The organism is Pragia fontium DSM 5563 = ATCC 49100 (genome assembly GCF_900112475.1).
In the GTDB taxonomy this organism is placed as follows: Bacteria; Pseudomonadota; Gammaproteobacteria; order Enterobacterales; family Enterobacteriaceae; genus Pragia; species Pragia fontium.
This window is the reverse complement of record NZ_FOLW01000003.1, coordinates 132,312-153,510: the sequence shown is the minus strand read 5'-3', so window position 1 is coordinate 153,510 and position 21,199 is coordinate 132,312. Positions and strand designations below refer to the sequence as shown.

The window sequence follows — 21,199 nt, the reverse complement described above, 5'->3', positions numbered from 1 at the left end:
GTCAAAATCACCAACTACGTTTATCTCACCGTCATACATAATCAAATTGACTATATTTACATCTGTATTTTTTCTATTCGGTTAACACGGCAATCGTTTATTTTCCCTGCAAACTGTACGGTTACCTACCTCTTTCTGGTGAAAAATGGGCTACACTACCCACAGCCGAAATAGGATTACTCATATTTATCGGCTTTCTTTAGTACTTTTCGTGGTGAGACGAATAGTTACTTTCATAAAAAATCACATGATTAAACAGGCGAGCAATGAAAAACTTAAATCAACCGAAAGCCAAACGGCGCGGATGGGGTGTGCTATGGATTTTAATCATAGGCATCATTCTTGGCGCTGTTTTGCTGGGTGGCTCAGCATTCGTTATGCATAAAACCAGCGATACCGCCTTCTGCGTATCCTGTCACTCTATGCAACAACCTCTGGCAGAATATCAGGGAAGCGTGCACTTCCAGAATACCAAGGGGATTAGAGCCGAATGCTCTGACTGCCACGTTCCTCACGAACCTATCGATTACCTGTTAACTAAAGTTGCCGCACTGAAAGACGTATACGGTGAAATGACCGGAAAAATCGATACCCCGGAAAAATACGAAGCGCATAAATTGGAAATGGCGCAAAAAGTTTGGAAAGACTTTGAGGCGAATGATTCAGCCACCTGCCGCTCCTGCCACAGTTTTGAAGCCATGGATATCGTCTCTCAGAAACCTGAGGCGCGCATTCAGCACCCGACCGCCATTAAAGAAGGCCAAACCTGCATTAGCTGCCACAAAGGCGTTGCCCACATTCTGCCGGATATGAGTTCCTTAGCCGCTGCCGGCGCCGGTGAACTCTCCAGTGCCGCCGCTAAAACACCGGATAGCGCCACTAAACTTTATACCATCGCGACCGAACCGTTCTATCTACAGGCGAAAGAAGAACACAATGCCGGTAACCTGATGCCTTCCACCGAAGTTAACGTGATTCAGCGCGATGGCGATCGTGTTTTAGTTAGCGTCGCGGGCTGGCAGCAAGACGGCGTCAGTGAAGTTCTGTACGCCGCCGAAGGTAAGCGCATCCTAAGCGTATTACTGGGTGATGAAGCACAGAAAAATCTGAAAACCGAAAGCAGCGTCACCGATCCAGAAACCGGTTTAGTCTGGCATCAGGCTTCTATTCAGGTATGGATAGCTAAAAATCAACTGATCGACGATCAAGAGAAAATCTGGCAGTACGCCTCCAATATGATGTCCGCTAACTGTACCGGCTGCCATGGTTTAACCGCATTGGATCGCTTCAATGCCAACCAGTGGATCGGCGTCGTGAAAGGTATGGCTCCGCGCACCTCCCTAACGCCAGAACAGCTGCGTCTGTTGACCCAGTACGTTCAGAAACACGCAAGCGATATGCAAAATGCGCAACCGTCTAAATCTTAAGGAATACAGAAAATGAGTAAATATGATTCCGACGACCGTACCGTTGATACGTTTGCCGCTTTTGAACAGCAACCTTTAAAACTGAGCCGCCGTCGTTTTTTACTTGGCACCAGTGCCATGGCAGCACTGCCTTTACTGAGTGGTCTGTGGCCTAAATCGGCGTTGGCAGAAGCCATCAGCCAGGCACTGCCACAATTTATTGCTTTACGTCAGGCACAAAAAGGTATTCTGACCGCTGCCCACTGGGGCGCGTTCGAGGCCATAGTCCAAGATGGAAAAATGGTTTCGACCCAAGCGATTCAGGACGATCCCTATCCGAACGATCTAATCGCCATGGCGCCTCATCAGGTACATGCTAAAAACCGCATTAAGTACCCTATGGTGCGTAAAAGCTGGCTGGAGAAAGGCCCGGGTGCGAATCCGGAACTGCGCGGTAACGATGAGTGGGTTCGGGTTAGCTGGGATAAAGCCCTCGATTTAGTGGCGGCGCAAATTACCCGCCTGCAAACCGAGCACGGCCCGCAGTCTATTTATGCCGGCTCCTACGGCTGGAAAAGCGTTGGTATGCTGCATAACTCCCGTACCCTGCTTCAGCGTTTAATGAACCTGAGCGGCGGCTTCCTCGGTTACGCTGGTGACTATTCAACCGGTGCGGCACAGGTCATCATGACCCACGTGGTCGGTTCGATGGAAGTGTATGAGCAGCAAACCGCTTGGCCAAACGTGATTGAAAATAGCCAACTGGTGGTGATGTGGGGCTGTAACCCAATGATCACCCTGAAAAACAGTTGGAACGTGCCGGATCACTACGGTCAAACCGGATTTGAAGCCCTGAAGAAAAAAGGCACTCGAGTGATCAGTATCGACCCGGTTCACAGCGACAGCGCCAAATTCCTGAACGCTGAGTGGATTGCTCCCCATGCTTATACCGATAGCGCCATGCTATTAGGTATCGCACATACCCTGCTAACGGAAAAACTGCATAAGCCGGACTTCCTGAAAACCTATACCGTAGGTTTTGATAAGTTTGAAGAATATCTACTGGGTAAAACCGACGGTGAAGAGAAAACCGCCGAATGGGCTGCGGCTATCTGTGGTGTCAAAGCTGACGATCTACGCCAGTTAGCTCGCGATATGGCCAACAACCGCACCATGATTATGGGCGGCTGGGGTATCCAACGTCAGCACCACGGCGAACAGCCACACTGGCTGTTGGTAACGGTCGCGTCGATGCTGGGGCAAATTGGTTTACCGGGTGGTGGCTTTGGCTTTAGCTATCACTACTCTTCCGGCGGTAGCCCAACGGCTAAAGGCGGCATTGTTGCGGGTATCTCCGCCGGTAACGCACCGAAAAACTCACCGACGCCAATTCCGGTTGCGCGGATTGCCGAATGTCTGACCAGCCCGGGTAAAACCGTTGATTTTAACGGTAGCAAAGTCATCTATCCGGACGTGAAAATGGTTTATGTTGCCGGTGGTAACCCATTCCACCAGCATCAGGATACCAATAACCTGCGTCAGGCTTATCAGCATCTGGAAACCGTGGTAGTTAACGAACCTTACTGGACTGCATCGGCCAAACACGCGGATATTGTGTTTCCTATCACCACCAGCTACGAACGCAACGATCTGGAGATGGGCGGTGACTATTCACAGCTGTATGTCTTCCCTATGCATCAGTGTGTTCCACCGCAAAATGAAGCGCGCAATGACTTTGATGTCTTTGCTGGTTTAGCTGAACGTTTAGGGGTTCATGATGCCTTTACCGAAGGCAAAGATGAAATCCAGTGGCTTAAAGGCATGTATGACGATATGAAACAGCAAGCGCGTGATGCCAAAGTGGCACTACCGCCGTTTGATATGTTCTGGTCATCCAATAACTATGTGCGTTTCCCAGTGCCGGAAGCCAATACCCAGTGGATCCGTTTTGCCGATTTCCGCGACAATCCGTTGCTTAACCCGCTGGGAACACCGTCCGGTAAAATTGAGATCTTCTCGGAAACCATCGCCAAGATGAACTATTCTGACTGCCGTGGTTATCCAAGCTGGATGCCGCCACACGAGTGGAATCAAGCGGAAGTCGCAGCTAAATACCCACTGTCGCTGAACACCGCCCACGCCGCTAACCGTCTGCACTCCCAGTTGGATAACACCCCGCTGCGCGACAAGTATGCGGTAGCCGATCGGGAAGCGATTATGATTCATCCGCTGGATGCTGAAAAACGTGGCATCAAAGACGGTGATCTGGTTCGCGCGTTTAACGATCGTGGACAGATTCTGGTTGGTGCTCTGGTCAGTGAAGATATCCGTGATGGCGTGGTACGCATCAGCGAAGGGGCATGGTTTGATCCGGCAGAGCCGAGCGAAGAAAAATCGCTGTGTAAAAACGGTAACGTCAACTGCCTGACCTTCGATATTGGCTCCTCCAGTCTGGCACAGGGTAACTGTGGTCAGATGGCGCAGTTGGAAATCGAGAAATATCAGGGGCCGGTACTGAAAAACACCGCCCACGATGTTCCCGCTGGAGCATAATTTCAGCAACAGAGAGCGTCGGGCCTACCTTTCCTATTGGCACTCCGGCAGCTAAAGCTGCTACGACCCAAACGGAAAGGTCTCCCTCCGTTTAAATGTATTAAGACTTTGTCATCAATCTGACGCCGGGTAAATGCCCGGCGTTATTCTTCATCTAACCTTAAAAGAACAGCGCATTCACCACTAACAGTGCCACCACACCCGCAGCCCAGCAAATCGTGGAGGTAATACTCCAGACTTTAATCTGTTCGTTCACCTCGGTAACGCCCAGCGAGCGGTTAACCACCCAGAAGTAAGCATCATTAAAGTGGGAGAAAATAAATGAACCGATGGAGCACCCCAAACCAGCCATAATCGGATCGACGCCTAATGTACCGATCATCGGTGCGGTAATACTCGCTGCCGTAATCATCGCCACCGTACCAGAGCCCTGAATCAGACGAATCAAGGTTGAAATGGTCAACGGCAATAGAATGCCCGGCACGCCAATACTGACAATATACTCAGCAATCACGTTACCCGTGCCGGAATCACGCAGCACCATGCCCAGCGCTCCACCGCCGCCAATCACCAGCAAAATGATGCCGGCAGAGCGAATAGAGCCTTCCATATGATGAACCACTTCCTTTCTTGGGAATCCATCGGTTAATCCCATAATGGCCACCAGCAAACCAATACCCACTGCGATCACCGGATGGCCGATGGTTTTAAACATATTGGCCAGAATGCCGTACCACTCTTCCTTATAGGTAATATTCCAACGCATTTCACCAATAAGAGTAGAGATAAGAATTAACACAATAGGCACCAAAATCGGCGCAAAGGAGATAAAGGTTCCCGGTAATGTTTCGCCCTCTTCCACTTCGGTAAAGTGAGCGATTAAACGTTCACGGGTGAAGCCTTCACCATCTTCCGTGGGTACTTGATAAATCTTCTTACCGATATAGGTGGTGTAGGCAAAACCAGCAATGGTAATCGGCACCGCCAACACCATACTCCACAGCATATATTCCCCCAGCGGGATGCCAAACTGGGAAACCACGCCAAATGGCCCAACCGCCGGTGGAATCATACTGTGACTGATCACCAATCCCATGGCCAATGTAGCCCCCAATCCCACCACCGATTTCCCCGAACTGCGGGAAATGGCTTTGACTAGCGGCGTTAACACAATAAAGGCCGAGTCGCAGAACACCGCCATACTGACAATCAATCCGATAAACACTAATGCCAGTTCTTCACGACCTTTACCCAATAGCCGAATAAAAGTCTGAGCCATTTTTTTCGCCGCACCACTCAGTTGCAGCAGCGATCCCATCATCACGCCAAAACCGATAACAATACCGATATGTCCCAGCGTATTACCAAACCCTTTACTGATAGCCGCGATCATGGCATCGCTTTGCATGCCACCGATTGAGCCGGTAATAATCGAGGCGATAATTAATGCCGGAAAGGCCTGAATGCGTGTTTTTAATATCATAAATAACAGCATGGTAATCGCAATGATCAAACCAATAACCATACGCACGCTGTTTCGCTCTATATCCGGCATGCTGCCCAAATAGAACACAAACAGTCCTATTATCAGCAGTAACAGATAATTTAATTTATTATTTTTTCGACCCGGATTACTTTTTGCTTCTATTGCCTTTTCCATAAACAATACCGCCCGTTCGAGGTCGGGCTATTCGCGGATTACAGACAGCGTAACTCCGTCAGATAGCGCCGACAATATGATGATTTTTATATTAGTTTTTAAATATAACGACCGTAATTCAGATCGGTTATTATCGTTTCAGACTAATATTTATTTTTTGAAATAAGGCGCATAGAGCGCCGCCAAACGAACGGCTTCAATTAAACTAACGGCATTCGCGATCCCTTTGCCGGCAATATCATTTGCCGTCCCGTGATCCACCGAGGTTCTTAAAATCGGCATACCGTTGGTAATTGAAATCGTGCGGTGGAAATCCACCATCTTGGTCGCGATATGCCCTTGATCGTGGTAAGGCGAGAGCACCGCGTCATACGCACCGAGTAAGGCAAAATGGAATACGCTATCCGCCGGTTTAGGGCCAACCACATTGACGCCCGCTTTTTGCGCCATCTCGATACCCGGCAATAAAACGTCATCGTCTTCATGACCAAATAAGCCGTGCTCACCACAGTGTGGATTAATACCGGCCACCGCCATTTTCGGATCTTTAATCCCTAATTTATGCAGCGCTTCTGCACAGCGGATGGCATAGTCACACACCCGCTCCGGTGTTAAGGTCTGAATTGCTTTCACCAAAGACAAATGGCGCGTCAGGAAGAACACCCGCAGCTCTTTAACCTGAAACATGGTTAGCGGATCGTCAGCGCCGGTTAGATCGGCCAGTATCTCGGTATGACCGATATAGTTAACCTTGCCTGCTTTTAATGACTCTTTATTAATCGGCGTTGTTGCCAATACATCAAACTGATTGGCCAGCGTCAGTTCAGTGGCGACTTTGATATATTCATAGGCTGCTTTACCACACTGCCCCTGAATCGCTCCGGGTTTAAATGCCTGATAATCCAGTTCACCGCACTGGATCAGATTCAGCGTTCCATCCTGGTATATGGCCTCATTAACATCTCCGATAGGGTTAATGTCAATATCCACATTCGAGAACTTCGCGGCATCCTCCAATATGCGTTTATCCCCCACAATAATCATTCTGCCATATTGATGGGCCTCTTTTGCCGCAACGGTTTTCACCACGATTTCCGGCCCAATGCCTGCCGGGTCACCCATAGGAATACCAATTAAAGGTTTTGCGTTCATTTATGCTCCTGAATTAATAACGGTAGATACTGAAATGTCTCTGTTCACGTTGGTATCGTAAGTCGAGATTTTGGTACTGAGATAATCGATACAGTGGACTAACGTACTGTCGTTACCGACAAATCCACCCTTAGTGACAATCGATAATCCATTACATCTTTCGCCGATTAAGTGACCGTAAACCGCCAGCGGCTCAACTTCATCTTTCAGAATGAATCCCTTACTCCCTAAACGGTTAGTAACCGCTACGGTAACGTCACCGCCACTGGTATAGATGCCCCGAAAGGTCGATTCTCGATTGAGTAAAACCTGAGCCGTCACTTCGGCAATACCGCGGTTGATCATCTGGCTGGCTTCGGATTTATCCACCTGATATTCCTGCGCCAACTGATTGAGATCGCAAACGTGCTCCGGCGCTTCCACCGTATCTATTCCGACAATGTCAAACTGCTCTGATTTATTCAGCAGCATCTTCACCAACGGCCCGGCTTTACCCGGATGACGGGAAATATCCATCAACTGGCGTGGTGCCACCACTTCCAGCCAAACGTTACGGTCATACTTCAATTTTTTGATCTGCCGCTGGGTCAGCTCCGACACGCTGCCAATGGCGATAAACACTTTATTGGTCATGGTACGGTTGCTGGAGTAGCGTAAATGGGCTAACTGGGCGGTAAACGGCCCGGGATCGACACAAAATACCGGGAGCAGCGATTGCTCAGCCGCTTTAGCAATGGTGGCAATATCCAGATCGGTCGTGGCATCGAAGATCACCAGACGACCGCCCTGCCGGTAAATTTCCGTCAAACGATCCGCCAGCACTTGCTCCCCGGCTAACACATCCCGCAGCGGGATATGGAACGGTTCATACTCAGACTGCTGACGAAACAGCTCCAGTACCGACGATTCGGTCATTGGATTTTTAGGATCGTCTTTCATCATGGTGTTCTGTAGCGGTATGCCAGCAACCAGCAGCGATCCACCGACGCAAATTCGTCCGCTGGAAGGATAAACCGGCACCACTAGCGCCATTAGCTCCGGGTTATTATCCAACACGGCATCAACCTCAGCCCCCAAATTGCCCCTAAGGGTAGAGTCAATGCGTTTACTGATCAGCGGAGCCAAAGGTTTAAACTGTTCGATACATTGACTCACTCGGCTATAGGCTTCCTTTGCCGGAATGGAACGGGAATCGGTAGAAAAAGAGACAATTTCAAAATCACTCAATGAGTGATGAAACTCCTCTAAACAGGTGATGGCGCTAAACCCTTTCTTACTCAGCAATGCGCTGGTGGCATTGGCGCCGGTTAAATCATCGGCAACAATCGCGACTTTCATGGTGTGCTCCTTAATCTTATTATTAGTGTTATTGGGACAAACGCAGGTCTTGTGTGGAATTGGGATAGAGCTCGGTCAATGTCCGGTCGGTAATCAGGTGGTGAAACTGAGACAGGTCGCCAATTTTATGGCGACAGCGAATATTCAACTTGCTGCTATCCACCAGCAGCGCGGATTGAACAGAACGATTTATCGCCATCCATTTGCAATCGGCTTTGATTTGACTGGTGGTAAGCGCACCAAATTCAGTGCTGAAGCCATCGGCACCAATGAAAGCAATATCGGTAATACGTTCAGACAGATAGCGAATGGTTTCGGAGTTATAGCAGGCTCGATTTTTTGGCAGTACTTCCCCCGGACAGAGAATCAACTTCACTTCAGGCTTACTATTCAGCGCCATGGCAATCGCCAGATCCAGCGTGATCACCGTAACCGGTACTTGGATGTATGGAATCATCTCGCGCACGGTAGTGCCGCCGTCCATAAACACCACCATATCTGGCTGGAGCAGCTCACAGGCCTTCTGACCAATCAGCTTTTTGCTTGCAGAACAGCGAGTTTCTTTGATGTCATAAAGCGGGCTCTGTTCGAGAAACCGCTTTTTAACCTGCCCTCCGTAAGCCAGTTGAACCAGCCCTCGCTCCTGCAACTGTTTTAAATCTCGACGAATACTCATATGAGACACGGCTAACAACCGAGCCAGATCGTTAATCATGCAGACTTCATAATTATCTAATATTTCTAATATTTTTTTATATCTTGGCATCTCCAGCATCACACTCCCTCACATCACACATCAGTGAAAACAGCAGCAAGTATGCCCGGTGAATTTTTAGCATCTGTGAATCCATTAACACTTTCACAGAATAAAATCACAGTTGCTAAGCAGCTCTAATTTCTTAAATTTGATTATTCAATTTCTGTTAACCCGGGCTTAATGCCATAGAGCGGATATGCCGTAGGCGTTATGCTAAAGGCCGTTTAAGCAGGATTGGCGAGAGTGAATATGAACAAGCATCTGGACTTTATTGAGCAAGCCCGGCAGGTACTGACAACTGAAATGCAGGCAATCCAGGTTGCCGCAGACCGAATCGATGGGCAATTTAGCCAAGCTATTGAAACCATCCTAACGATGAAGGGACGGCTCATTCTGACCGGAATGGGAAAGCCGGGTTACATTGCCCGCAAAATAGCAGCAACACTGATGAGCACCGGAACACCAGCCTATTACCTGCATCCGGCAGAGGGCAGCCACGGTGATTTAGGCATGATTACCCCTCATGATGTGGTGATTGCCCTATCCAACAGCGGTGAAACCCCGGAAATTATCAATATATTGCCGGCGATTCGTCGTATCGGTGCACAAATTATCGCCCTGTGCGGTAACACTCACTCTACGCTGGCTCAATATTCAGATATCACCTTGGATGCCTCGGTAGATAAAGAAGCCTGCCCGCTGGATTTAGCCCCGACCAGTAGCACCACCGTGGCACTGGCATTAGGTGATGCCTTGGCCGTTGTACTGATGCAGTCTCGCCAATTTACTGCCAATGACTTTGCTCTGTTCCACCCGGGAGGCGCACTGGGGCGCAAGCTGCTGTTAACCGTTGAACATGTGATGCACAGCGGAGAACAAAACCCACTGGTCACACCGGAAAACAGCATTGCCGACGCGCTGTTCGTCATGACCGACAAAGGGTTTGGTGCCACATCGGTGATTGATTCAGCGGGTAAATTAATCGGTTTGATAACCGATGGGGATATCCGCCGACATCTGGCGCAAGATACGCAAATTCTGCACCAGCCGGTAGCCAGTGTAATGACCCGAAATCCCCTCGCAGTGCATCACGACAAGCTGGCAGCAGAGGCAATTTCCCTGATGGAAAATCATCAACCTAAACCGATAACCGTACTACCGGTGATCAATGATGAAAGTGAAGTGGTCGGTATATTACATATTACCGATTTGATGAAGGGGTTTTTATAACGCCAATTTAGATATGTTACTTTTTGCGGCATAAAGGACAGAATGGATAAGCTGGTTAGTCAAGATAAACCCGAGCAGAAGCAAAACCATGCCAAGGCGTAAGGGAGAGTTCAGGAACAGTTCAGAGCTGTCTATCTGGCTTATCCCCCCCGGAGGTGCTCAGAGCAAGCCGGCGAAAGTCCGGCTACAATAAAGGTATCATGGCTAATAGGAGTGATAGATTAAATATGTATGAATCAAAAAAATAAGCCGGAAAAGGAACCTTTGTTCCCTTCCCGGCCTAGGTGTTTGTAATATGGGCAAACCAAAATCGATAAGCCCATGCTTCAAGACATCAATGTGACAAACTACTTATGCTCAAGCCTGATTTGTTTAACCTGCTCAGGCGTTACCATCGATGCCTGATTGCCCCAGCTTCCACGAATATAATTAACGATATCGGCAATTTCCTTATCGGATAATCTGTCACGGAAATACGGCATACGCATTGGGATCTGCTTACTATCGATAGTTGGCACATCATAGCCATCCAAAATAATGCGGATGACTGACTGTGGATTCGGCGCAAGCACCGTGTTATTTCCAGCCAATGCAGGGAATATATCGGCCTCTCCCTGCCCATTACTTTCATGGCAATATGAACAAGATTTCTGATAGGCAAAGGCCATACGCGCTTTTTCGTTCAGCACTTGATCGCTTTCTTGAGATACCACAGCAACAGGTGCAGTAGCTTCAGACTTAGACTCTGGCAATGATTTAAGATAAGCAGCAACTGCCTCCAAATCATCGGTATTCCACATGGAACTGCTATTGATCACCACATCATTCATTGGGCTACCAATCACCACGTGTTTTGCCGTACGGCCGGTACGCAGCGTTGCCACAATATCCTCTGCTGAATAGTGTTTAAGCCCTTCCGCATTATTAAGCAGGCTTGGCACAAACCAGCCATCGATAACCTGTCCGCCAGCCAAATAGGTTGGCGATGAGTTATCAAGGCCTTGCTCTTTCAGGGTAAAGTCACGAGGCGTATGGCAGGTACCGCAGTGTCCCAGTCCTTCGACAATATAAGCCCCTTGCGCAATTTTAGCATCGTGATAGCGGGCGGCATCGAACGCCACATCCTCAGGAGCAAAAAGTTTACGCCAGATAGCCAAAGGCCAACGTGTAGAAAGAGGCCAAATAATATCAGTCGGCTTATTCGGCGTTGCGTTAGCCTCCACCCCATAGCGGAAATAAGCATAAAGGGCGGTAATATCATCATCACTTAGGCGTGAATAGGAAGGATAAGGCATCGCTGGATATAGGGTAATGCCATCTTTACGAATACCGTTACGCATCGCTCTGGCAAAATCATCAAGCGTATACTCACCTATACCATTTTCTTTGTCCGGTGTGATATTGGGAGGATAGATGCCGCCAATCGGCGACTGAATTGCTGCACCGCCGGCATACAATGCGGAGCCAGACTGAGTATGGCAGGCCGCACAGTCACCTAATGTTGCCAGATAGCGTCCTTTCTGAACCAGCTCGGGATTGTCCAAGGCGTGTTGATCTGCGTTTAATGGCGGAGTACTAGTCGGCCACAGCGCAAAAGCAAGCACGATCAAGAAACAACAGATGAGCGTGACAACGGTTCTCAAGATAAATTTTTTCATCTTTGGTCTCACATGCTTTTCAATACAAAAAATAAGAAAGCCTAATCAGGGCAAATCGTAACGGAATTAGTCCATATCAACATATTCATAGCCAGGTTTACGCAGGAAATGAATCTGCTCCTGAGTAATTTTATCTTTGTAATCATTACCAAAATGACTGCGAATATAGTTGGTCAATTCCATAATTTGCTCATCATCCAGCACGCCACCAAAAGGCGGCATACCGCGTTTTCCATACATAATGATATCGGCTAAAAACATCGATGAGATCAGGTCCCCGTTATCAGCCAACGGTGGATAATGACCCGCGCCTACCGCACCTTCACCGGCAGGCATATGGCAAGATTGGCATATGGATTGATACAAGGCATCACCAGTGCGTTCTGGAAATTGGCCAGGCCCCGTGGTGCCAACACCATCTGCAAAGCACAGACTGGTACCCAAAAGCGACAGGCTTAAAGCCAGAATCAATTTTCTAAACATCGCAATGTCTCCCCTATTATTTAGACGCAGCCGCACGCTCATTAACCTGACGGATTGCTTCCATCGCGGAAAGAATGGCACCTTCCTGCCAGGCCGGAATATAGGAGATATGTTCGCCAGCCATCACCACCCGATTATCCATCTGCGATACGTTTTTAAAGTGCTTATCTCTGGTTTCTGTCGTCCAAAGACCATAGCAGCCTAATGAGAAAGGTGAACGGTGCCATGCCATGGTGACGCCATTATCAAATTCATCTTTCGCCTGCGGATGGATTTTGGTAAATGACTCCATGGTTTTTTTCAATCTTTCCTCTGGTGACAAACTGGAAAACTGGAAGGCATTAACACCAAACAGATAGGAACCCAACACCACACCCTTACCTTTAGACAGGTAATCACTGCTTGGGTAAGATATCTGACCGATTGGCAAATCGGTAAAGGTAATGCCGCCGTAGATGGCTTCATCTTCTTCCCAGAAGCGGCGTTTAAATTGGATACCGGCTTTAAAGCTTGGTGCATAAGGCACACTGGCAATACCCGCTTCCATGGCTTCACTAAAGTTATGCTCGATTTGTGCCAAGATAGAGAATGGAATGGTACAGATACACCAGTCAGCCTGAACCGTTTTTTCTGCATTATTGTTCGCAACATCTTGATAAGTGACTGTCACATTCTTATCGGACTGAATGATCTTTTTCACCTTGGCATTAAACGTCACCAAATCGTTCAGCGTTTTGCCCATCGCTTTAGGCAACGCATCCATACCACCTACCGGTTGGAAAATACTGGAACCGTACTCATAAGAGAATGGCAGACTGAGCGTTTCCCACAGGCGGGATGACAAAATATCATCGAGTTTTATTGGCGTGCTCGGTACACCATCGGCGGTGGCACCCGGATCTTGTGCAAAACCACGCTGGGCTGAAGCGGTGGCTGGCGTATAGCGGAAGTCTTTATCTAACACCCCCCACGAACGTAATGATTCCAAAAGGACTTCCTGAGTCTCTTTTGTCACCATATCGTCAAGCTTATCTTGGGTTACCGCTTTACTTAGCAGTTCAGTAATCTGGCCGTTGTAATCGGAAACAATATGGCGATAACGCTGAGGTTTGCCGCCAAATGCCTGAGAATTATGCAGAAAAGCATTACCATTAAGGGCATTGAACGCTTCCAGCTTAACGCCAAATTCACGGGCATAGTGTAGATAGCCTCGATGATGATAAGGAACACGCCATGGACCCGGGTTAATGTACAGGCCGGGATCAAAACGGCATTCCTGAGTGAAACCGCCAAGTTCAGTATATTTATCACCGCCGTGGATAGCCCAAGCTCGACCGCCAACCCGATTGTTATATTCGAGAAGAGTGACCTTGTAGCCCGCCTTGCGCAATTCATGTGCAGCAACCAGACCGGCAATACCTGCTCCCAGAATGACAACGCTCGACCCATTCGGTGCCCCACCCAGTACTGGGGGAGCAGTAAAGTCACTTTCATTCGCATGGGCTAAAGCCGTCATTACCTGATACATCACGGCGCCACCCGCCGTTGCACCAATAACTTTGAGCAAATCTCTACGACTCACATTCTTTGTATTCATGATAAAACACCTTGAAAGTTGCGATAAATATAGTTTCCTGCGAACTATATCAATTTGTTTTTTCACCAAACCATACAAATAATGTGCTTTTCAACTCATATTTTTTAACATACTGATTACATTAATTTTATATATTTACAATAAGCACAATATGTAAATAAACCTGTGTTTTCGTCATAATTTGTCAATTAACCGTTGCTTGATGCATATTTTCTTAATCATTGTTTTATATTTTTACTTAACTAAAAACCATAGGCGCTCAAATACCTCCATTCCTCAGCAGGATTGAAATATGTTGATATCACATCTGCTGATAATAAAAATAAAAGCGCTTAAAAATTTAAAAAACAGCGAGTCCGCAGGCTAACATCGAAATACAGAATACCGTTTTTAATATATATAGGAGGCTTTTAGTTTAAAAGGTCACTATCAATATCATCGACCCTATGCTTGATAATGTAGAATCAGTCATGTATTGCTCAGTGATGACATTCAATGAAGATGGATTAAAAAATTGATAAAACAGTAAGATAACCGCTATGGTTTGGCAAAATACAGTCACTTTTTCAGCCGGACTTCCTCTATGCTTTAGTTAAAAAAAGTCTATCATTATCTAAAAATAATCTGGGTTCATCAGATATCATCTTAAATAACGCATAATAGATAACGATGATATTCTCACGCCTTTAATTTAAACCCATCAACCTGATTAATTAATAACAAAAAAACCTATCAAAATTTACATATCCCCCCTGCTAATTTAATTTATTTAAATTATTTATCAAAACAAGCAACCAAAGCGTTGTTGCACTTCAGCACCTTCTCTTAAAAAATAAATAAAAACCAAACCACTTAATATTCATACAGATAAATAATGTTAACAAATCAAACGATCTGTTACACCGATCATTAACAAGGAATTGATAGTGAAAAGCTATTGCAAAAGAAGAAATCAAAATGAATAAACGATTTTTTTGTTATGTCTTAAACGTGTAATCTACCCTCATCAGGATAAATATTAAAACGTTGCATATTAATAATAATTAATAGTTATTAATTCAATGAAAAGGATATTCATTTAATGCCGAATACATTTAATTATAAAAAATTATCGCTTCTTATATTATTATCGCTCTCCGTGAATATCCCTAAATATTCAATCGCCGCCCGTTATAATATCACTATCGATGATGGTAAAAATTACAAATTCAGCTTCCCTTATTTTGGTAAAATTTTTATTACTGGGGAAAACAGTTCTGCCGACTTTTATAATGAACCCGAGATCAGTGTGAAATCTCTTGGCATGGGCGTGTCTTTAGATCTCGGTGGCAGCGCAACCTTTCACCGTAATTTGAATATATCCGGCGCCCCTAACCAGGAGGGAACCAATAACCTTTCCGTTATCAATGAGAGTTCATTTTTAGTCAAAGAGAATCTAACCATAACCGGTCAGGGCGAAAATGCTGCCCATATTAATGTTGAGAATAACAGTTCCGTCAATATTGGGGGCGATCTGAGTATTCGTCATACGACCAACAAAAGTATCAATGATGCCACCCTGATTAACCTCAGCCAGAACAGCATTTTTCGCGTTGGCGGCAATACCACCCTGACCAATGAGGGCAGCAATGAAGGAATCGCATTACAGTCCGGGGCTCAGGCCATTTTTGAGGGCAGCTTCTCATTAGCACAGCGGGCAACCGCCCTGACGGTGGCAGACAACGCCAGCTTTACCACCAAAGGCGATACCGCTATCTCGGTCACCGACCCGCTTCTGGTGGAAGATCCCGACGGCAAGATGACGCGCCGCCCCGCCACCGCGGTTAATGCTTACGGTACATCGTTAATCAGCTTAGGCTATATCGATCAAGCGACGCAGTCTGAACTCGATGCCAACCGCGCAACCCATGCACAAGTCTATGTCGGCCAAAATACCCGCATTACCGCCTCTGCTACCGACCCTATTCATGACGTCATTGCCCTCAACCTCAAAGCCGATAACGCCTCACAGGTGATTGTTGACGGCTTGCTCAGTGCCAAAGCGGGGGGCGGACAGGCCCTGGCCTGGTCGCTCTTCAGTGCGGGCGATGCAGCCGATACGGTAAAAATCAGATATGGCGGTAACCTCATTGGTAGGGTGAATTTAGGCAATGGCGATGATGCGCTCTATGTCGATGCCGGACCCAAAGGCGGAATTACCGGCGATACCTACACCGGAAATGGTAACGATAAGGTGGTTGTCACTTCCGGTCATATCAACGGCGATATCTACTTTTATGATTATGCCGACAACACCAACCCCGGTGGCGATGACTATTTCGACTTTGTCGGTGGAAAAATCACTGGCCGGGTGTTAATGGGCGGCTACGGCCATGATAAAGCCTTTATCCGGCAAGGTGCCGATATCTCCGAACTGTACAATGTCGACGGTGGCGGCGGTCTCGGTAGCGGCGCTAATCCAAACTCAACCGGTGAAATCACCTTTGAAGGCCAGAAGTTCAGAGCCTATAGCGGTTATACCGATAACCGTGAAAACGGGCTGCGGGTATCCGCCTGGAATAGTGTGTCACTGAACAAAGGATCCGAGCTAACCCTGACCGGAGACGGCCTGTTTGATAGCCAAAGAACCGGTACCTTAAATATTGATAACTCTTCGACGCTAAAATTAGAGGGCATCAATGCCAGCAAGCGCATCGAGGGGCATGTTAATAACAGCGGAACCCTTCATCTGGCCAATAAAAACCCCGGCGAAACCCTCAATATTGCCGGTAACTATACCGGTAACGACGGTTTAATCATGATGGATGTTCAACTGGGTAATGATAACTCGCCAACGGATAAGCTGGTTATCACCGGAGATACCGCAGGCACCACCTTAGTCCGAGTGAATAACATTGGTGGTCTCGGGGCGTTTACCGATAAAGGTATTGAATTAATTAAGGTGGGAGGCGCCTCAAACGGCACCTTTAAACAGGATGGGCGCGTCGTCGTCGGGGCCTATGATTATTTTCTCAATCGGGGAAATACCGCCAGAGGCGCAGACGCCAAAAGTTGGTATTTAACGTCAGGGTTACCGACAACAACGCCTCCGGCAGATCCTCAAGACCCGGGAAATGGCCTGCCCCCCAAGCCATCGACGCCTGCACCGATTGTCCGTCCGGAAACCGGCAGCTATATCACCAATATGGCCACGGCCAACCATTTATTTATTACCCGCCTGCACGATCGACTGGGGGACACCCAATACACCGATATCCTTACCGGTGAAAAGAAAGTCACCAGTTTATGGTTACGTCAGGTCGGTGGACATAATCGCGCCCGCGATAGCAGCAGCCAATTAAAAACCCAGAGCAATCGTTATGTGGTGCAACTGGGGGGCGATATTGTCGACTGGTCTCATGATGGTTTAGATCGCTGGCACCTGGGCTTAATGGCCGGTTATGGCAACAGCCACAGCAATACTGATTCCAAAGTAACTGGCTATACATCCAGAGGTACGGTCAGCGGATATTCCGCCGGGGTATACGGCACCTGGTATGCCAACGATGAAGATAAAAACGGCACCTATATTGATACCTGGGCCCTGTACAGTTGGTTTAAAAACACCGTTAAAGGCGATGGGCTGAACAGCGAAAAATATAACAGTCAGGGCGTCACCGCCTCCATTGAAGCCGGCTACACCTTCAATCTGGGTCAGTACGATGAAAGAACCCGTTATTTTCTCCAGCCCAAAGCACAGGTGATCTGGATGGGGATCGACGCAGACACGCATAAAGAACACAACGGAACAACGGTAACCAGCACCGGCAAAAACAATATTCAAACGCGGTTAGGTTTACGCGCCTATTTAAGCGGTCATAGCACCCTTGATGATGGCAAAGATCGCACCTTTGAACCGTTTGTCGAAACCAACTGGATCCATAACACCAAAAATATGGGCGCCAAAATGAACGGCGTTAGCCATACGCAGGTGGGTGATGACGATATTGCGGAACTGAAAACCGGCGTAGAAGCGCAGTTTAACCAAACGCTGACCGGTTGGATTACTGTCGCTCAGCAAATCGGCACCAAAGGTTACAGCGATACTTCGGCAATATTAGGCATGAAATATAGCTTCTAATGATGCCATCGAAGTTCAAACACCCGGATTAAAACGCTGCCTGTTATTCATCCAATGAAAAGGATATTCATTTCATGCCGAATACATTTAATTATAAAAAATTATCGCTGCTTATCTTGTTATCGCTATCAGCCAATGCGCCGCACTATGTCATCGCCGCGCCAATTAAAGTCGATATCAAAAATGGTCAGAACCACAAATTTACTAACGATGAATTTAGTAGCATTTCGATTAGTAGGGAAAACACTTCCGCCGATTTTTATGCTGACGAAGTCAGTGTCGCGGCCCCCTATACCGGAGTGGAGGTCTTTAAGGGCGGCCGCGCCACCTTTCACAATAATCTGAATATTACCGGCGCCCCGAACCAAGTCACATCGCATAACCTTGCGGTCACAGATAAGAGTTCTGTGTTAGTAAAAGGTAATCTCAATATAACCGCTCAGGGGGAATGGGCTCCCCATGTTAAGATAGCTGATGACAGCACCCTCACGGTCTGGGGCGATTTAAACATTCATCATACCGCCAGAAAAAGTAAACATGATGCCCAGCTCATTACCCTCAACCATAAAGACAGCCGCCTACACGTTCGGGGAAATACCACACTCATCAATGATGGCGGTAATAACGGGATATCATTACAGTGGGGCGCTCAGGCGACTTTTGATGGCAACTTCTCATTAACACAGCATGCGGCAGCCCTTACGGTTGGAGATAACTCCAGCTTTGTGGTGAAAGGCGATACCGATATTTCGGTCACCGATCCTATTCAGACTGAGGATCCTGCGGGTAACGGTCTTATACGCCGCGGAGCCTACGCGATTACCTCATATGATACGTCTTTAATTAGCTTAGGCTATATCAATAAAGAGACGCAGGCTGAACTCAATGCCAACCGTGCAACCCATGCTCAAGTCTATGTGGGCCAAAATGCCAAAATTTCCGTCTTGGCCACCGACCATTATAGTGACTCCAGAGCGCTTTGGCTCCGAGCAGATACAGCGTCACTGGTGATTGTGGATGGTTTGCTCAGTGCCAAAGCGATATTAAGCGAAGGGGGCGGGCTGGCGGATCAGCGTAAGGCCTGGTCGATCTTCAGTGATGGAAAGGCGGCCGATACGGTAAAAGTCAGACAAGGCGGTAAGCTGATTGGTATGGTGAATTTAGGCAATGGCGATGATGCGCTGTACGTCGATGCCGGGTCAAAGGGGGGAATTGACGGCGATATCTACACCGGCAATGGTAACGATAAGGTGGTTGTCACTTCCGGTCATATCAAAGGGGATATCTACTTTTACGATTACCAGACTGTCAATAATATCAACCCCGGCGGTGATGACTACTTCGACTTTGTCGGCGGAAAAATTACCGGCCGGGTGTTAATGGGCGGCTACGGCCACGATAAGGCCTTTATCCGGCAAGGGGCCGATATCTCCGAACTGTATCATCTCGACGGCGGTGCCAGTATCGGTAACGATCCCGAACCGAGCTCAACTGGTGAGATCACCTTTGAAGGTCAAACGTTTAGAGCCTATAGCGGGTATCACGATAACCGCGAAGACGGACTGCGGTTATCCGCCTGGAATACCATCTCACTCAACAAAGGATCGGAGTTAACCCTGACCGGAAAAGGCCTGTTTGATAGCCAAAGAACAGGCACCTTAAATATTGATGCCTCTTCCACCCTAAAATTAGCCGACATCAATAATAATAAGATCGTTGAAGGACACGTCAATAACAGCGGAACCATTAACCTCGCCAATAAAAACGCTGGAGAGACCCTTAATATTGCCGGTAACTATACCGGTAACGACGGTTTAATCATCATGGATGTTCAACTGGGTGAGGATAATTCGCCAACGGATAAGCTGGATATCACCGGGGATACGTCAGGTACTACCTTAGTCAGAATCAATAACATTGGCGGTACCGGCGCACTCACCAATAAAGGTATTGAACTCATTAAGGTGGGTGGCGCCTCAGACGGCACCTTTAAACAGGATGGTCGCATTGTGGCAGGTGCCTATGATTATTTTCTCAATCGGGGGAATACCGCCCGAGGTGCAGATGCCAAAAATTGGTACTTAACCTCTGAGCTTCCACCGAGCCCACCGCCGGAGCCTCAAGAACCAATTATACCGCCACCTTGTGATTGTGTGCTGCCACCACCGCTGCCACCGGTAACGCCAAAACCACCGGTTCCGGCACCAATTGTCCGTCCGGAAACCGGCAGCTATATCACCAATATAGCCACCGCTAACCGTTTATTTATTACCCGCCTGCACGATCGACTGGGGGATACCCAATACACCGATATCCTTACCGGTGAAAAGAAAGTCACCAGTTTATGGTTGCGTCAGGTCGGTGGGCATAACCGCGCCCGCGATAGCAGCGGTCAGTTAAAAACCCAAAGCAATCGTTATGTGGTTCAACTGGGAGGGGATATTGCCGACTGGTCTCATAATGGTTTAGATCGCTGGCATCTGGGCTTAATGGCCGGCTATGGCAACAGCCAAAGCAATACTGACTCCAGAGTGACCGGATATACATCCAGAGGTACGGTCAGCGGGTATTCCGCTGGGGTATACGGCACCTGGTATGCCAACGATGAAGATAAAAACGGCACCTATATTGACACCTGGGCCCTGTACAGTTGGTTTAAAAACACCGTTAAAGGCGATGGGCTGAACAGCGAAAAATATAACAGTCAGGGCGTTACCGCCTCCATTGAAGCCGGCTATACCTTCAATCTGGGTCAATATGATGAAAGAACCCGCTATTTTCTCCAGCCAAAAGCGCAGGTGATCTGGATGGGCATTGGCGCAGACGATCATACAGAACACAACGGGACGACGATAACCAGCACCGGTAAAAACAATATCCAAACGCGATTAGGTTTACGCGCCTATTTAAGCGGCCATAGCACCCTTGATGATGGCAAAGATCGCACCTTTGAACCGTTTGTCGAAGCCAACTGGATCCATAACACCAAAAATATGGGTGCCACAATGAATGGCGTTAGCCATACGCAGGTGGGTGATGATGATATTGCTGAACTGAAAACCGGCGTAGAAGCGCAGTTTAACCAAAAGCTGACCGGCTGGATTAATGTCGCTCAGCAAATCGGAACGGAAGGCTACAGCGATACCTCGGCAACATTAGGCATGAAATATAGCTTCTGATTGATGGCTGAGTTCAGCAATAATGATTTTATTGCTGAACTCACGCTTTAAAGATATATCGTCGAT

General features: G+C 47.6%; 12 protein-coding genes. 5 read left to right on the top strand and 7 right to left on the bottom strand.

The genetic code is table 11. The features are described 5' to 3' along the window. Window positions 1-266: 266 nt before the first annotated feature. Both BMZ28_RS06410 and torA read left to right on the top strand, forming a co-directional pair. Window positions 267-1,427: a NapC/NirT family cytochrome c gene (locus tag BMZ28_RS06410; protein ID WP_047781962.1), complete on the top strand. Its 1,161-nt coding sequence runs from the start codon at window positions 267-269 to the stop codon at window positions 1,425-1,427. A 12-nt stretch (window positions 1,428-1,439) separates the two neighbouring features. Then, the gene (gene torA, locus BMZ28_RS06405; RefSeq protein WP_047781963.1) at window positions 1,440-3,959 is read left to right on the top strand and encodes a trimethylamine-N-oxide reductase TorA; all 2,520 of its coding nucleotides are present in this window, start codon (window positions 1,440-1,442) and stop codon (window positions 3,957-3,959) included. 160 nt (window positions 3,960-4,119) lie between these two features. On the opposite strand, the gene BMZ28_RS06400 is transcribed toward torA, so the two are convergent. From BMZ28_RS06400 to BMZ28_RS06385, 4 genes are all read right to left on the bottom strand, one after another. Continuing rightward, window positions 4,120-5,619: a GntP family permease gene (locus BMZ28_RS06400; RefSeq protein ID WP_114987061.1), complete on the bottom strand. Its 1,500-nt coding sequence runs from the start codon at window positions 5,617-5,619 to the stop codon at window positions 4,120-4,122. A gap of 150 nt (window positions 5,620-5,769) precedes the next feature. Further along, window positions 5,770-6,771 carry a 4-hydroxythreonine-4-phosphate dehydrogenase PdxA gene (gene pdxA, locus BMZ28_RS06395; RefSeq protein ID WP_074821645.1) on the bottom strand — a complete coding sequence of 334 codons (1,002 nt, stop codon included), beginning with the start codon at window positions 6,769-6,771 and terminating at the stop codon, window positions 5,770-5,772. Next, window positions 6,772-8,109, bottom strand: coding sequence for a four-carbon acid sugar kinase family protein (locus tag BMZ28_RS06390; protein WP_074821642.1), 1,338 nt, complete (start codon window positions 8,107-8,109; stop codon window positions 6,772-6,774). A 28-nt stretch (window positions 8,110-8,137) separates the two neighbouring features. After that, a complete protein-coding gene (locus BMZ28_RS06385) occupies window positions 8,138-8,875 on the bottom strand; it encodes a DeoR/GlpR family DNA-binding transcription regulator (protein ID WP_047782768.1) in 738 nt (245 codons plus the stop codon). A 240-nt stretch (window positions 8,876-9,115) separates the two neighbouring features. Here BMZ28_RS06385 and BMZ28_RS06380 point away from each other — a divergent pair, with 240 nt between their 5' ends. Continuing rightward, window positions 9,116-10,096, top strand: a complete 981-nt coding sequence (locus BMZ28_RS06380) for a KpsF/GutQ family sugar-phosphate isomerase (protein WP_047782769.1) — start codon at window positions 9,116-9,118, stop codon at window positions 10,094-10,096. Between the two features lie 347 nt (window positions 10,097-10,443). On the opposite strand, the gene BMZ28_RS06375 is transcribed toward BMZ28_RS06380, so the two are convergent. The 3 genes from BMZ28_RS06375 to BMZ28_RS06365 form a co-directional block, all read right to left on the bottom strand. Continuing rightward, the gene (locus BMZ28_RS06375; RefSeq protein ID WP_074821639.1) at window positions 10,444-11,754 is read right to left on the bottom strand and encodes a cytochrome c; all 1,311 of its coding nucleotides are present in this window, start codon (window positions 11,752-11,754) and stop codon (window positions 10,444-10,446) included. Between the two features lie 66 nt (window positions 11,755-11,820). After that, on the bottom strand, window positions 11,821-12,237 hold the full coding sequence (locus BMZ28_RS06370; protein ID WP_053007658.1) for a c-type cytochrome: 417 nt from the start codon (window positions 12,235-12,237) through the stop codon (window positions 11,821-11,823). A 16-nt stretch (window positions 12,238-12,253) separates the two neighbouring features. After that, entirely contained in the window at window positions 12,254-13,834 is a 1,581-nt protein-coding gene (locus tag BMZ28_RS06365) for a flavin monoamine oxidase family protein (protein WP_047781967.1), read from the bottom strand. A gap of 1,081 nt (window positions 13,835-14,915) precedes the next feature. On the opposite strand from BMZ28_RS06365, the gene BMZ28_RS06360 reads away from it, so the two are divergent. Both BMZ28_RS06360 and BMZ28_RS06355 read left to right on the top strand, forming a co-directional pair. Beyond that, the gene (locus BMZ28_RS06360) at window positions 14,916-17,954 is read left to right on the top strand and encodes an autotransporter outer membrane beta-barrel domain-containing protein (RefSeq protein WP_074821637.1); all 3,039 of its coding nucleotides are present in this window, start codon (window positions 14,916-14,918) and stop codon (window positions 17,952-17,954) included. 74 nt (window positions 17,955-18,028) lie between these two features. Further along, a complete protein-coding gene (locus BMZ28_RS06355; RefSeq protein WP_074821636.1) occupies window positions 18,029-21,133 on the top strand; it encodes an autotransporter outer membrane beta-barrel domain-containing protein in 3,105 nt (1,034 codons plus the stop codon). Window positions 21,134-21,199 lie beyond the last annotated feature (66 nt).

Coding starts and splice junctions, on each gene's coding strand:
- BMZ28_RS06360 (WP_074821637.1), top strand. CDS start 14,916: ATGCCGAATACATTTAATTATAAAAAATTATCGCTTCTTATATTATTA.
- BMZ28_RS06365 (WP_047781967.1), bottom strand. CDS start 13,834: ATGAATACAAAGAATGTGAGTCGTAGAGATTTGCTCAAAGTTATTGGT.
- BMZ28_RS06370 (WP_053007658.1), bottom strand. CDS start 12,237: ATGTTTAGAAAATTGATTCTGGCTTTAAGCCTGTCGCTTTTGGGTACC.
- BMZ28_RS06385 (WP_047782768.1), bottom strand. CDS start 8,875: ATGCCAAGATATAAAAAAATATTAGAAATATTAGATAATTATGAAGTC.
- BMZ28_RS06410 (WP_047781962.1), top strand. CDS start 267: ATGAAAAACTTAAATCAACCGAAAGCCAAACGGCGCGGATGGGGTGTG.
- BMZ28_RS06400 (WP_114987061.1), bottom strand. CDS start 5,619: ATGGAAAAGGCAATAGAAGCAAAAAGTAATCCGGGTCGAAAAAATAAT.
- pdxA (WP_074821645.1), bottom strand. CDS start 6,771: ATGAACGCAAAACCTTTAATTGGTATTCCTATGGGTGACCCGGCAGGC.
- BMZ28_RS06375 (WP_074821639.1), bottom strand. CDS start 11,754: ATGAAAAAATTTATCTTGAGAACCGTTGTCACGCTCATCTGTTGTTTC.
- torA (WP_047781963.1), top strand. CDS start 1,440: ATGAGTAAATATGATTCCGACGACCGTACCGTTGATACGTTTGCCGCT.
- BMZ28_RS06355 (WP_074821636.1), top strand. CDS start 18,029: ATGCCGAATACATTTAATTATAAAAAATTATCGCTGCTTATCTTGTTA.
- BMZ28_RS06390 (WP_074821642.1), bottom strand. CDS start 8,109: ATGAAAGTCGCGATTGTTGCCGATGATTTAACCGGCGCCAATGCCACC.
- BMZ28_RS06380 (WP_047782769.1), top strand. CDS start 9,116: ATGAACAAGCATCTGGACTTTATTGAGCAAGCCCGGCAGGTACTGACA.